Here is a 13,882-nt window from a genome sequence, read left to right as displayed (position 1 = left end):
TGATCGGCGAAGTGATGACCAAAGCACCCGAAAATACCCGAGTAATTGTCGGCATGTCCGGCGGTGTTGACTCTTCCGTGGCAGCCTGGCTGCTGAAATCCCAGGGCTATCAGGTCGAAGGCCTGTTTATGAAGAACTGGGACGAAGATGACGGTACCGAATACTGCACCGCGATGGATGATCTGGCAGATGCCCAGGCGGTCGCTGACGCCATGGATATCCCCTTGCGAACCGCCAGCTTTGCCGCTGAGTACTGGGACCGGGTATTTGAGCACTTTCTGTCGGAATATCGGGCCGGCCGCACGCCCAACCCTGACATCCTGTGCAACAAGGAAGTCAAGTTCCGGGCGTTTCTCGACTACGCGGTTACCCTCGGCGCTGACTATATTGCCACCGGACATTACACCCGCCAGCGCCCGGATCCGGCCAACCCCGGTAAAGCACAATTGCTCAAGGGCCTGGATCCGAACAAGGACCAGAGCTACTTTCTGCATGCGGTTTCTGGCGACCGCATTGCCCGGACACTGTTCCCTGTCGGGGAGCTGGAGAAACCTGAAGTTCGTCGCATTGCCGAAGAACAGGGATTCATCACCCATGACAAAAAAGACTCAACAGGTATCTGTTTTATAGGCGAACGGAAATTCCGTGATTTCCTAAAACAGTACATTCCGGCCCAGCCAGGCAACATCGAGACACCCGAAGGTCACATTATTGGTCGCCACCAGGGGCTGATGTATCACACCATTGGCCAGCGGCAGGGCCTGGGTATCGGCGGACTCAAGGAGTTCAACGACGACCCCTGGTACGTGGCCGGCAAGGACCTCGAGCGAAACATCCTCATCGCCGTACAGGGAAAACAACACCCCCTGCTGTTCTCCCGGGGTCTGGTCAGTGGGCCCATTGACTGGGTCGCCGGCAGAGCCCCGGCGCACACCTTCCGCTGCAAGGCGAAAACACGATACCGCCAGCCGGATCAGGACTGCGAGGTCAGCGCGGTTGCTGGCGGCGATGGCTACCGGGTTGTGTTCGACCAGCCACAGCGTGCCGTGACGCCAGGACAGTCCGTGGTTTTTTACGATGGCGATATCTGCCTCGGTGGCGGCGTCATTGAGCAAACCTGGCGCGATAACGAGGCGGAAGCATGAGCCGCTCCATTGAGGATCAGACCCTTGCGCTCGCCGGGGTGTTCCAGGCCGCTGCGCTGGTTCAGCAAATCGCCCATACCGGACGCTGCGCGCCCCCGAGTCTGGAAACAAGCATCAAGTCTCTGTTCATCACCGATCCAGGTTCAACCCTGGAAGTTTATGGCGAACTCAAGAACCTGCGGGAAGGCCTGGCAACCCTGAACAGTGTATTCAGTAATCAGAGTCGCAAACAGGATGTTGAGATACTCCGCTACGGGCTCAGCCTGATCCAGCTGGAATCCCGGCTCAACAGTAACCGGGACATGCTCGACGTCATCGGCACCCGCATTGAGCAAGCCCGCCATACAGCCGATCACTTTGGCTTCAGCCATAGCAACCTGATGAGCAACCTGGCGACGGTCTACTCCGACACCATCAGCACCCTGAAGCCCAGAATCCAGGTGGTTGGCGACCCCAACGTGCTCAAAATGGACGAGAATGCCGCCCGCATCCGCTCACTGCTGCTTGCCGGCATCCGTTCAGCCGTCCTCTGGCGCCAGACCGGTGGCCGGCGCTGGCGCCTGATCTTCACTCGTCGCAAGACCATGAATACAGCCTTGAGGCTCGCCGAGCAGGCGAATCAATCGGTTTACGACTGAATCCCCGGGCTGCCTGGTGTATTATATGGGGCCCGATTTTTCTTTGATGATTTGAGAGGTTTTCGATGGAACTCAACGCCCTGACCGCCATTTCACCGGTCGATGGACGCTATGGCAGTAAAGTTAGCGTTTTCCGTAACATTTTTAGTGAATACGGCTTGATCAGAAACCGGGTTACCGTCGAAATCCGTTGGCTGCAGAAGCTCGCTGAGCATCCGGGCATCGCTGAAGTCCCTGCATTCTCAGAGGAAGCCCACGGCATCCTCGACTCAATCATCAATGACTTCAGCCTGGACGACGCCGCGCGGGTCAAAACCATTGAGCGCACCACCAACCATGACGTCAAGGCGGTGGAGTATTTCATCAAGGAAAAAATCGCCGATGTGGCTGAACTCAATGCCGCGACCGAGTTCGTTCACTTTGCCTGCACATCGGAAGACATCAACAACCTGTCCCACGCGCTGATGCTGCGTGAAGGCCTGCACGAAGGCCTGCTGCCAGCCATGGAACAGGTCATCAACAAGATTGCCGAGCTGGCCAAGACCCATGCTGACCAGCCCATGCTGTCCCGCACTCACGGCCAGACCGCCTCCCCCACCACCGTTGGCAAGGAACTGGCCAATGTGGTTTACCGTCTGCAACGGCAGCTGAAGCAGATTAAGAGTGTAGAACTCCTCGGCAAGATCAACGGTGCGGTGGGTAACTACAACGCCCATCTGTCGGCCTATCCGGACATCGACTGGGCCACCAACGCCAAGGAATTCGTTGAAAGCCTGGGCCTGGACTGGAACCCCTACACCACCCAGATCGAGCCTCATGACTATATCGCCGAACTGTATGACGGCATCGCTCGCTTCAACACCATCCTGATTGATCTTGACCGGGATATCTGGGGCTACATCTCGCTGGGTTACTTCAAGCAGAAAACCGTGGAAGGCGAAGTTGGCTCTTCCACCATGCCTCACAAGGTCAACCCAATCGACTTCGAGAACTCCGAGGGCAACCTGGGCATTGCCAATGCCCTGTTTGGCCATTTGTCGACCAAACTGCCTATTTCACGCTGGCAGCGTGACCTCACCGACTCCACCGTGCTGCGTAATCTTGGGGTTGGCTTCGCCCACAGCCTGATTGCCTATGAGGCGTCCCTCAAGGGACTCGGCAAGCTGGAGATCAATCCGGCTCGACTGGATGAAGACCTGGACAACGCCTGGGAAGTGCTGGCCGAGCCCATTCAGACGGTTATGCGTCGGTACAACATCGAAAAGCCTTACGAAAAACTGAAGGCCCTGACCCGTGGCAAGACCATGACCGCTCAGGTCATCCTGGAGTTTGTCGATACCCTGGAAATCCCGGAGCAGGCGAAGGCTGAATTGCGGGCGCTCACCCCGGCAACCTACGTAGGTAATGCCAAAGAGCAGGCGGGAGCCATCTGATCATGGAACTGCTCGGCGGATTGACCATTGAGGAATTCCTGCGCGACTACTGGCAGAAAAAGCCTTTGGTCATCCGCCAGGCACTACCTGATTACCAATGCCCGGTCTCGGCCGATGAACTGGCAGGGCTGGCCTGCGAAGATGCCGTTGAATCGCGGATCATTATCGAAAATGATAACGGACGCCCCTGGCAGCTCCATAACGGCCCGTTCCAGCCCGATCGGTTTGAGTCATTACCGACCACTCACTGGACCCTATTGGTTCAGGGGCTGGACCACTGGGTACCGGAGATTGCCGATCTGCTTGAGCAATTCCGCTTCATCCCTAACTGGCGTCTTGATGACATTATGGCCAGTTACGCCCCGCAAGGGGGCAGTGTCGGCCCCCACTACGACCAGTATGATGTCTTTCTTCTGCAGGCCGAGGGGCGCCGTCAATGGACCTTCGGCGGACATTGTGACCACACCTCTCCCCGGGTTGACGGCACGCCCCTGCGCATTCTCAGTGCCTGGGACGGCGAGGAAACAGTAACCCTGGAGCCCGGTGACATGCTCTACCTGCCACCAGGGGTCGGTCATCACGGCATTGCTGAAAACGATTGCATTACGCTATCTATCGGGTTCAGAGCACCGACTGTCGACGACGTCCTCACCGGCTTTACCGATTTCCTCTGCAGTCAGACCGACGCCACCGCCCACTATTCAGACCCGGATCTGAAGCCCCAGGATAATCCAGGCACCATTTCCGGCGGTGTCATTGATCAGCTGTCCGCCATGGTGACGGAGGCCGTATCCGATCGACGCCAACTGGCGTTCTGGTTTGGCCAATATGCCACCGCGCCCAAAAGCCACGACATCGTCCAGCCCTCGGATGACCCGCTGCTTCCTGAGGTTCTGACCGAACGACTGGCCGAAGGCGAGTCGCTGCGTTGGAATGAAGGCTCCCGGTTTGCCTATTACCCGCTGGACGGAGAAACGGCACTGTTCGTTGATGGCGAGCGTTACGTGCTTAAGGGTGTAGCTCAGCCGCTGGCCCCCATGTTGTGCCAGAGCTCGGTGCTCGATTCCGCAGAGCTGGCACACCTGGTCAGCGACCCCACCCTGGCAGAGCTGGTCACGGCGCTCCACAACCAGGGCAGCCTGTATTTCGAATGAACATCCGGATTCGAAAATACAGCTGGCAGTTAGTGCCACAGGCGCTAAAGGATATCCGCCAGCAGGTCTTCATCGAGGAACAGAACGTACCACCTGCACTGGAGTGGGACGATACTGACGAGATCGCAGACCATTATCTGGCCGTGCTTCCAGACAACACGCCCATTGGCGTCAGCCGCATGTTCCCGTCAGTGACCGATACGGCTCATATCGGCCGTATGGCCGTCCTCCCGGATTATCGCAGCCGGGGTATCGGAGCCTTGTTGCTGCGACGGATGATGAACGATGCCGCCCCCCAATTTCAGGACCTCTTCCTGTCGGCCCAGGTTCACGCAGTACCGTTTTATGAGTCCTGCGGCTTCCATGTCTGCTCTGCGCCTTACGACGACGCCGGCATTCCACACGTTGACATGCGCTGCCTCGCCCCCTCACTGGTCCTGCCCCAGCTGGGCACTCGCCAGTCACCGCTGATTGTGGGCAAGGATGAAGAAAGCTGGTTGTTCGATAGCGAAGCTGAGCTGATCGCCCTGACGGATACGATGACCAATCAGGCCGCCCAGAAACTCTGGCTGTATGACCGGGAACTGGAACACGATCTTTATGACCGCTTCCGGTTCCGTGAAATTGTCTCTGCGCTGGCCCGTCGCCACCGTCTCAGCGAAATCCGCCTGTTGATCCACGATGACAAACCCCTGGTCAAGAAACGCCACCAGATCATCGAACTGATGAAGCGGATTCCCAGCAAGATAGAGCTGCGCCTGATCAATGAAGATTACCCTTACGATGACAACCCGTTTATCGTGGTCGATGGCAAGGCCGTTCTATACCGGCACGACTTTGGCCGGCCGTCCGGTTTTGTTCAGCTGGCCAGCGGAGGGCGAGCCAAACTGCTGGGTGAAAGCTTCCAGCGCATGTGGGATGCCGGAACCGTCTCCCGGGAATTCCGCCCCGTTTCCATCTGAGCCAGCCCTTTCCGGCCCATTACCCAGCGGTCAGGACAATCTCCCGGCGTCACCCTCAAAACGACCTCCAAAAGGCGCAAATTCCGCGTCCACCTCTTCAGCCACCTCAACAATCAGTCGCCGTAACCATTGGTGGTCAAGATTATGCTGAAGTAACGGGCTCCAGGCCATTTTCAGTTCAAACGGCGGAATCACAAACGGCGGGGTCTTAACGACCAGGTTCGGGTTGTCTTTCTGCAGCCAGGCCGCCCGGCAGGGCAACGTCGCTATCAAGTCGTGCTGTTCGGCCAGCAACATGGCCACCTGGTAGTGACGGGTAAAGACCGATATCTGCCGTTTATGCCCAATCAGCGCAAGGGCTTCATCGACCCAACCGAGGCGCTGGACATCTTTCGGGTTAACCCCGACCCCGACCCCAAATCCGGTTTTACTGACCCAGATATGGCTAGCATCCAGGTACGTGGCCAGGGTAAAGGAATCGCTCAGAATAGGGTTGCGGGCATTCATCAGACAGGCGAAGTATTCAGTCCACAATGTCTTTTGATGAAAGGACTGCGGTAGTTTCTCAAAGCGGTTGATCGCCATATCCAGCCTGCCCTGTTCAACGTCCAGGAAGCTGACATCACTGGGCGTCAGGACGTCCAGGGTGACATGAGGCGCTTCTTGGCGAATTCGCCGCAGTACCCGCGGCATCAGACAGGATTCGGCATAGTCACTGGCCATGATGCGAAACACCCGCTGGCTTTCACCCGCAGAAAATGGCGTTTTCTCCTGTACAGCCTGCTCAATGTCCGAAAGGATGCTGCGCACCAGCGGCTGCAATTCTGTCGCCCGCTCGGTTGCGCTCATCCCCTCACTGGTCCTGACCAGCAGGGGGTCGGCAAACAGGTCCCGCAGTCTGCGCAAACCATTGCTCATGGCAGGCTGGGTAATACCAAGGTGATTGGCGGCCTTGGTGACATTTCGCTCCCTCAGCAACACATCCAGGTAAACCAGCAGATTAAGGTCGACGCGGGACAGATCCATACTTCACCTCACAGGCATCAGGCCTCATGGCAGCCCGACATTCACCATATTTATTGGTTACAGACTACCAATACACTGAAATGATATAAAGCCAAAAGTAACCGGGAGCACGGCTACCCTCTGGGGATTTTCTGCTAATCTTTCGGCAAGTTGTATGAAATTCTGTATGCTTTACTTTAGACAGGGACGAAGCGTCCTCCAGATGCTCAGGCCGGTGATCAACAGCCCGGTTGGGTTTCGACGCCTCCGTTTCTGGTTATTCATCCTACTCCAGCGTGGTTTTTGACATGAACACGACAACCATTGTTCTGGCACTAGCAGGCATCGTTGCCATCTCTATCGTGGCCATTGTCGCAAGCCAGCTGAGGGAAAAGGCACGGATTCAGCGCATGCGGAAGATCGCGACCCTGGAAGACACATACAGGCGCGCGCAATCCCTGCTGACCGAACTGCCAGGGCAATACCTGACCACCGATCTCAAGCTGCTGTTGCTTCAGCGAATGGAAACCGCCTGCAAGAGTCTGATCTCCCTCAAAAGCGAAAAACCGGTGGCCGAATGGCTCGCGGATACCCAACAACTGAAACAGAAGGTCAGCAAGGGCGAAGACAAACGTCCGCCCACTCGAATTGACTCACCGGAAAAGTCGAACCAGGTCAAAGAGCTGTTAAAGAACCTTTTTGCCCTCATCGAGACCATGCACAAATCCGGACAAACCGATAAAGCGTCGGCCAAGAAAAACCTCAGATATGTGCTTTTCCTGGTCCACAAGACCCACGCCGATCTGCACATCTTTCAGGCCCGCGAGCACATGAAACACAACGCGATCCGCAAGGCCATTCACGAGTATCACCTTGCCAGCACAGAGATGGGCAAATCCAAGGACAACCCGTTGGCGGCGAAAGCGGTCAAGAGCTTGCGTATCCGCATCAAGGAACTAGAAGCCATGGCGAATGAGGCTCAGGCAGCAAAGGCGGGAGATGCAGAGCAAAACCGGCTCGATAAGGAGTGGGATACCTTCCTGGAAGATGACAGCTGGAAGAAGAAAGCCGATTACGACGACTGAACCCTCGCCTATTCCGACACCAGGACCCATTAAGCATTGAACACGCCGCTGACCAAACGCCTATCCTTCCGGCTGACCCGCAATACCGTTTTGCTGGCCATGGCGCTTGGGCTGGTTCTGAACCTTACCCAGGTAACCCTGGATTTCTTCAATGCCCGTGAGGCCATGGATGAAGAAATCCGCGCGTTGATCGATATTACCCGCAGCCCTGCCTCCCAGATTGCCTACAACATCGACGTACGACTGGCCGAGGAGCTGCTCGACGGACTGCTGAAGCACCCTGCAATCATCGACGCCCGAATTATTGACCCCGATGGCTTTACCCTGGCAGCAGCCAGCCGCAGCAGCCCCGATTCCCGATACCGCTGGCTCAGCGACGCCCTGTTCAGGTCGAGCCGGTTTTATAACGATGAGCTCAGCGTGCCCCAGCTCAGGGAAATCCCACTTGGCAAGCTGGCCGTCACCATTGACACCTACTATTACGGTCTCGGATTCCTGCAACGGGCCGGTTACACCGTGGTGAGCGGTTTTATCAAAAGCATGGTGTTATCGATCATGCTTCTGTTCATTTTCTACTTCATGCTCACCAAGCCCATGCTCAAGGTCGTTGAAGCATTAAGCCGGGTTGAAGCAAAGTCCCCCGAAAAAGTACGCCTTCCGATTCCTCGCAATCATCGGCGGGATGAGATCGGGTTGATGGTTGAAATCATCAACAAACACCTGGAAACAATTGACAGCAGCCTTGACCAATTACGGGCGGCTGAAGCAGCGATGAAGAACTACTCCAGCCAACTGGAGTCGGAAGTGGTTGATCGTACCCGAGAGATCTCCGAAAAAAATGAGGCTCTGCAACGGGGTAACCGGGCCCTGATAAAGGCCAAGGAGGACGCTGTCCGGCGGGCCCGGGCCCGGGCCAGCTTTCTCGCCAACATGAGCCACGAGATCCGCACACCCCTGAACGGCGTTCTTGGCATGCTCTCGCTCGCACTCGATGGTGATCTGGAGAAGGAACAGAGGGAACGTTTGGAAATCTCATACCAGGCCGGCCAGAGCCTGCTCGGTCTGTTGAATGACATTCTCGACATTTCCAAGGTAGAAGCTGGAAAACTCAACCTGGAGGTGATCCCGTTCAACCTCCGCCGGCTCATTGAGGAGTGCGCAACCCTGCACGCCCAGCAAGCCAGAAACAAAGGCATCGAGCTGGTCACGGAGATTGACCCCAAGTTACCCGAAAGCTACCTGGGAGACCCCACCCGTACCCGCCAGATTCTCAACAACCTGCTCAGTAACGCGATCAAGTTCACCAATACCGGTGAAGTAAAGATCCGCGCCAAACACGCCAATGGCACGGTACGCATGGAAGTGATTGATACGGGTATCGGTATGTCTTCCGAAGGCCTCAACCGTATTTTTTCTCCGTTCGCCCAGGCTAACCCCGATACCACCCGACTCTACGGAGGCACTGGCCTCGGCCTGACCCTGTGCCGGCAACTGGTCGAACGAATGCACGGCAAGATTGTGCTCGATTCCGAGCCAGATCGGGGCACCCATTTTACCGTTATTCTCCCCCTGCCCGTTCACCAGCCAGAGGCCGCCATTCAGGAAGCCTTCGATCTTCCTCAGGATCTTCTGCGGGATGGCGTAACCCTCGTGGTTCCCGAGGATTTCCCGCATACCACTGCGCTCGAAAGCCAGTTGAGAGCCTGGAACATTCCAATTCATGGGCGAGAACATGCCGGAGACGGACCGATGCTGATTGCACACGGCGACCGCGATGCCCAGACTCTGGCCAGCCAGGCCGGCGCCCGACGCGTGATCTGGCTGAACAACACCGGGTCGGTTACGGCCCCGCGAACCCAGTTCACCCTCTCGCTTCCGCTCAAGCGTGAAGCCCTCTACCGCTGCCTCAGCCTTCCCGCCCCGCCACGTGGAGAAATTTCCGCTCCGGCGCAGGCAAGCGATCAAGACGTTGTGCCACTGAATTTACTGCTGGTGGAGGACAACCAGGTCAACCAACTTCTCGCCAGCACCATCCTCAAAAAACTGGGTCACCGGGTGGAGATTGCAGAAAACGGCGAATTGGGTCTTAAGGCATTGGAGAAACAGAACTTCGACCTGATACTGATGGATTGCCAGATGCCAGTCATGGATGGCTATACGGCCACTCGGAAGATTCGCCAGAACCCCGAGTGGCAGGAGCTGCCGATCATTGCCGTCACAGCCAATGTAATGCAAGGTGACAAGGACGACTGCATTCTCGCCGGGATGAACGACTACATCACCAAGCCCTACAACCGTGACGACCTGATCTCGGTCATCCGCCGCTGGGGGCCTCATCCAGTAACACCAGCAGACTCCTGAGCTCATCCCTGAGACTGGCCAGCCGTTGCGGATCCAGACCGCTGCCACACAATAGCTGCCCAGGAACCTCCCGCGCCTGCGCCTTGAGCAAGCGCCCCTTACCGGTCAGAGCAACCTGAACCACACGCTCGTCGTCCGCATCCCGCTGGCGCTGAATCAGCCCCTGACCTTCAAGGCGCTTCAACAAGGGGGTCAGTGTTCCGGTATCAAGCCGCAACCGTTGGCCGACAAACGACACCCTCACGGCCCCTTCACGCGACTCCGCCTCCCACAACACCAGCATCACAAGGTACTGCGGATAGGTCAGCCCCAGCGTGGCCAGCACCGGGCGATACAGCGCAGTCATTGCCCGGTTGGCCGCGTACAACGCGAAACAGGTCTGGTTATCTAGGGCCAGCACCTGCTCTGGCGCGCTTGCGGGATCACTCATAGCAGTTTTTCGATGTCTCTGCGGATCGCTTCCGGCTTGGTGGTTGGCGGATAACGCTTGACGACCTTGCCGTTACGGTTAAGCAGGAACTTGGTGAAGTTCCATTTGATGTTCTCAGAGCCCAACAACCCTTTCGCCTCGGATTTCAGGAAACGATACAGCGGGTGGGTTCCCGGACCGTTTACTTCAACTTTCCCGAACATCGGGAAATCCACACCGTAATTCAGGGAACAGAACTGGCTGATGGCATCGTTGTCTGCAGGATCCTGGTTCATGAACTGATTGCACGGAAAGCCCAGCACCTCCAGACCACGCTCACTCAGGTCAGCGTACAGCGTTTGCAACCCTTCGAACTGCGGCGTGAATCCACATTTGCTGGCCGTGTTGACGATCAGCAGGACCTTTCCCTGATAATCCGCCATTGAGCAGTTGGTGCCCTTAATGTCCTGAACCTCAATATCGTAAATCGATTGCGTTGCCATACCATCTCCTTCAGGGGCCGCGATCACCCGACGGCGTTCAGCGGCTAAATTATATTTTCCAAAATTAAATTGTGCACAATATTTATCTACAGTAATCGAAGTTCAGAGTCATTACAAACCCCCAACCCGCCCTGTACCGGTTAAATAATTGGCTTCTGTACTATTTTTGCCACAATTGATCACTATTGAACTGTTGCCGCAGGCACCTGCTCCGATAGAATAATGGTTTTACGATGATCAACCGGAAGCTGAACCTTATGCAGAACTACCTGAAATCCGCCAAGCTCGATAATGTGTGTTACGAAATCCGTGGCGTGGTTCTGCGTGAGGCGCGTCGCCTCGAAGAAGAAGGCCACCGGGTCCTGAAGCTGAACATTGGTAATCCGGCAGCCTTTGAACTCGATGTACCTGAAGAGATCCAGCAGGACGTTATCTACAACATGCATCAGGCCCAGGGCTATGTTGAGTCCAAGGGGCTCTTTTCAGCCCGTAAAGCCGTCATGCATTACTGCCAGCAGCGTGGCATCGACAAGGTCGATATCGATGATATTTACCTCGGCAACGGAGTCAGCGAACTGATCGTGATGTCCATGCAGGCGCTGCTCAACACCGGCGATGAAGTCCTCATCCCAGCCCCCGATTACCCACTCTGGACAGCTGCGGTCACCCTTTCCAGTGGCAAGCCGGTGCATTATCGCTGTGATGAACAGGCGGACTGGTTTCCCGATATTGACGACATCAAAAAGAAAATCACTCCCCGCACCCGGGCTATCGTATTGATCAACCCGAATAACCCTACCGGGGCCGTGTACTCCCGTGAACTGCTGCTGGAAGTGATTGAACTCGCCCGCAAACACAATCTGATTGTGCTTTCCGACGAGATCTACGACAAGATTCTTTATGATGGCGTTGAGCATATCTCCACCGCTTCCCTGGCGGACGACGTGCTGTTTATGACCTATAACGGTCTGTCGAAAAACTACCGCGCAGCGGGCTATCGTTCTGGCTGGATGATCATCAGCGGTGCCAAACACCGGGCCACTGATCTGATTGAAGGCATTGAAATGCTGTCCAACATGCGGCTCTGCGCCAACGTCCCGGCTCAGCTGGCCATTCAGACCGCACTGGGCGGTTACCAGTCCATCAACGACCTGGTGGCCCCTGGTGGCCGGCTTTACGAGCAGCGCACCACTGCCTGGTCATTGCTGAACGACATTCCCGGGGTCAGCTGCGTCAAGCCCAAGGGCGCGCTTTATCTGTTCCCCAAACTCGATCCTAAACGCTTCCCGATCGCCAACGACGAAAAGCTGGTGCTTGACCTGTTGTTGCAGGAAAAAATCCTGCTCGTTCAGGGCTCGGCCTTCAACATCGACGACCGCCAGCACCTGCGGGTGGTCTTCCTGCCCAGGCAGGACTCTCTGGAAGATGCCATGAAGCGCCTGGCCCACTTCCTCTCCACTTACCAGCAGTAACCGGAGTACCGCGTGGCGGACATTCATATCGAGGAGTTTTACAAGGACACCGCCATTGCGCTGGTGCAGCTTTACAATGCGTTTCCCCGGCGGGTAAATCTGTTCGTTGAGGATATTGCCGGGCCGGACGAGCCGGATGAGTTCGGCCTCCACAGCCGCCGTCACATGGCCTGTTTCGGCAGCCTGCTGTGGCTGGAGGAAGAAGGTCTGCTCCGTTACGTCGATACCATCCGCCAAGAGGCCCTGGATCAGGCGGTACTCACTCAGCAGGCATTCAGCCGCCTGAGCGCCCCGGCCAGTCCAACCCTGATCGCCAGCATTGAACCTGAAGTCATTGCCCACGGTGATTCGTTACCACCGTCAGTTCGCGCCGACCTTGCCACTCACATTCACATCATCCGCGAAACCCTGCGAATGGGGCATTCCGCCAGACTCAGCAATGTCATGCAGGAGATCTTTTTCCGCGACTCGCTCAGACACTGAGTTCAGGCTCCATTAAATTCCCTCAAGAATCTTGAAGCTTCCCTTTCCCGCCCCGATATCTCCGTTAGCGGCTTACCCGAGGTAAGCGGTTTTCATCGGTAAGGTCCTAAAAGGGAAGCGTTCATGCGAATACTCTTATTTCTCGCCACCAACCTGGCCGTAGTCCTGGTGGCCAGCATCACCCTGAAGCTCCTGGGGGTCGACAGCTACCTTGCACACAACGGCATTCAATATGGCCCCCTTTTGGCGTTCGCAGCGGTCTTCGGGTTTGCCGGCGCACTGATTTCCCTGTTCATGTCCAAACCCATGGCCAAATGGAGCACCCGCGCCAAAGTCATCGGCACACCGAATACGGCGGCAGAGCGCTGGCTCTTAAACACCGTTGCTGAGCTTGCCCAAAGAGCCGGGATCGGCATGCCGGAAGTCGCTATTTTCCCCGCGGCCCAGTCCAATGCCTTTGCAACCGGGTGGAACCGCAACGCATCTCTGGTTGCCGTCAGCGAGGGGCTGCTGAGACGTTTCGATAAAGACGAAATTCGCGCCGTCCTCGGCCATGAAATCGGCCACGTGGCCAATGGAGACATGGTGACACTGACCCTGATCCAGGGCGTGGTAAATACCTTTGTTATTTTTGCATCCCGCGTTATCGGCTCAGTGGTTGACCGGGCGGTGTTCCGTTCCGAAAACGGCCACGGGCCAGGCTTCTTCATCGTTAGCCTCGTGGCGGAGCTGGTTCTTGGCATTCTCGCCAGTACTATTGTGTTCTGGTTCTCCCGTCGCCGGGAATTCCGGGCCGATATTGCCGGCGCCCAACTGGCTGGCCGCGGCGCCATGATCAATGCCCTGAACCGGTTGCGTCAGGAAAGCGAGGTGCCTGACCAGATGCCGGATACCCTGCAGGCCTTTGGTATCAACCGTGGTCATCGTGGCGGGTTGAGTGCGCTGTTCATGACCCACCCACCGCTGGAACAGCGGATTGCTGCCCTGCAACAGGCCAATCTTTGAGCACACCTCAGCCATGATCGTCAGGCCTCCCTCCCGGGGCCTGACGGCACTCTCTCAATGGCAGCTGCCACTAGCCCTACCCATAATGTCTATCGGGTCTACACCCTTTGTCGGATAGCGGTCGTGTTTTTCTCCACAGATACTGCCAATAGGTTCACACTCGCCCGGTCATATTTCCGACATAATCAGGGCGTAGTGTTGGGAAGTACCGAAGGAATGGTGCGTCG

At 56.6% G+C, this 13,882-nt stretch carries 13 protein-coding genes; 10 read left to right on the top strand and 3 right to left on the bottom strand.

Going from position 1 to position 13,882, the window contains the following annotated elements; all coding sequences use genetic code 11:
- The first annotated feature begins 14 nt into the window (after positions 1 to 14).
- The 5 genes from mnmA (at position 15) to BLV11_RS05545 (ending at position 5,332) form a co-directional block, all read left to right on the top strand.
- Positions 15 to 1,145, top strand: coding sequence for a tRNA 2-thiouridine(34) synthase MnmA (gene mnmA / locus BLV11_RS05565; protein WP_091811983.1), 1,131 nt, complete (start codon positions 15 to 17; stop codon positions 1,143 to 1,145).
- A complete protein-coding gene (gene hflD, locus BLV11_RS05560) occupies positions 1,142 to 1,783 on the top strand; it encodes a high frequency lysogenization protein HflD (RefSeq protein ID WP_091811982.1) in 642 nt (213 codons plus the stop codon). The genes mnmA and hflD overlap by 4 nt, the downstream gene beginning before the upstream one ends.
- Positions 1,784 to 1,848: 65 nt before the next feature.
- Positions 1,849 to 3,216: an adenylosuccinate lyase gene (purB, locus tag BLV11_RS05555; RefSeq protein WP_091811981.1), complete on the top strand. Its 1,368-nt coding sequence runs from the start codon at positions 1,849 to 1,851 to the stop codon at positions 3,214 to 3,216.
- Positions 3,217 to 3,218: 2 nt separating this feature from the next.
- Complete coding sequence (locus BLV11_RS05550; protein WP_091811980.1) at positions 3,219 to 4,370, top strand: cupin domain-containing protein; 1,152 nt, start codon at positions 3,219 to 3,221, stop codon at positions 4,368 to 4,370.
- The gene (locus BLV11_RS05545; RefSeq protein ID WP_091811979.1) at positions 4,367 to 5,332 is read left to right on the top strand and encodes a GNAT family N-acetyltransferase; all 966 of its coding nucleotides are present in this window, start codon (positions 4,367 to 4,369) and stop codon (positions 5,330 to 5,332) included. The genes BLV11_RS05550 and BLV11_RS05545 overlap by 4 nt, the downstream gene beginning before the upstream one ends.
- A 30-nt stretch (positions 5,333 to 5,362) precedes the next feature.
- On the opposite strand, the gene BLV11_RS05540 is transcribed toward BLV11_RS05545, so the two are convergent.
- The gene (locus tag BLV11_RS05540) at positions 5,363 to 6,358 is read right to left on the bottom strand and encodes a LysR family transcriptional regulator (protein ID WP_091811978.1); all 996 of its coding nucleotides are present in this window, start codon (positions 6,356 to 6,358) and stop codon (positions 5,363 to 5,365) included.
- A 287-nt stretch (positions 6,359 to 6,645) separates the two neighbouring features.
- On the opposite strand from BLV11_RS05540, the gene BLV11_RS05535 reads away from it, so the two are divergent.
- Together BLV11_RS05535 and BLV11_RS05530 are read left to right on the top strand one after the other, a co-directional pair.
- A complete protein-coding gene (locus BLV11_RS05535; protein WP_091812244.1) occupies positions 6,646 to 7,422 on the top strand; it encodes a hypothetical protein in 777 nt (258 codons plus the stop codon).
- 99 nt (positions 7,423 to 7,521) lie between these two features.
- On the top strand, positions 7,522 to 9,783 hold the full coding sequence (locus BLV11_RS05530; RefSeq protein ID WP_091812243.1) for a hybrid sensor histidine kinase/response regulator: 2,262 nt from the start codon (positions 7,522 to 7,524) through the stop codon (positions 9,781 to 9,783).
- Here the strand turns inward: BLV11_RS05530 and BLV11_RS05525 are convergent.
- A complete protein-coding gene (locus BLV11_RS05525; protein WP_091811977.1) occupies positions 9,737 to 10,213 on the bottom strand; it encodes a MarR family winged helix-turn-helix transcriptional regulator in 477 nt (158 codons plus the stop codon). The genes BLV11_RS05530 and BLV11_RS05525 overlap by 47 nt on opposite strands.
- Positions 10,210 to 10,695 carry a glutathione peroxidase gene (locus BLV11_RS05520; RefSeq protein ID WP_091811976.1) on the bottom strand — a complete coding sequence of 162 codons (486 nt, stop codon included), beginning with the start codon at positions 10,693 to 10,695 and terminating at the stop codon, positions 10,210 to 10,212. The genes BLV11_RS05525 and BLV11_RS05520 overlap by 4 nt, the downstream gene beginning before the upstream one ends.
- A 257-nt stretch (positions 10,696 to 10,952) precedes the next feature.
- On the opposite strand from BLV11_RS05520, the gene BLV11_RS05515 reads away from it, so the two are divergent.
- From BLV11_RS05515 to htpX, 3 genes are all read left to right on the top strand, one after another.
- A complete protein-coding gene (locus BLV11_RS05515) occupies positions 10,953 to 12,167 on the top strand; it encodes a pyridoxal phosphate-dependent aminotransferase (RefSeq protein ID WP_091812242.1) in 1,215 nt (404 codons plus the stop codon).
- A 12-nt stretch (positions 12,168 to 12,179) separates the two neighbouring features.
- Positions 12,180 to 12,650, top strand: coding sequence for a hypothetical protein (locus BLV11_RS05510; protein WP_091811975.1), 471 nt, complete (start codon positions 12,180 to 12,182; stop codon positions 12,648 to 12,650).
- A 123-nt stretch (positions 12,651 to 12,773) separates the two neighbouring features.
- Complete coding sequence (htpX, locus tag BLV11_RS05505) at positions 12,774 to 13,655, top strand: protease HtpX (RefSeq protein WP_091811974.1); 882 nt, start codon at positions 12,774 to 12,776, stop codon at positions 13,653 to 13,655.
- The last annotated feature ends 227 nt before the right edge of the window (positions 13,656 to 13,882 follow it).

It is taken from the genome of Marinobacter mobilis, assembly GCF_900106945.1.
Classification (GTDB): Bacteria; Pseudomonadota; Gammaproteobacteria; order Pseudomonadales; family Oleiphilaceae; genus Marinobacter; species Marinobacter mobilis.
This window is presented reverse-complemented; position numbering and strand designations above follow the sequence as displayed.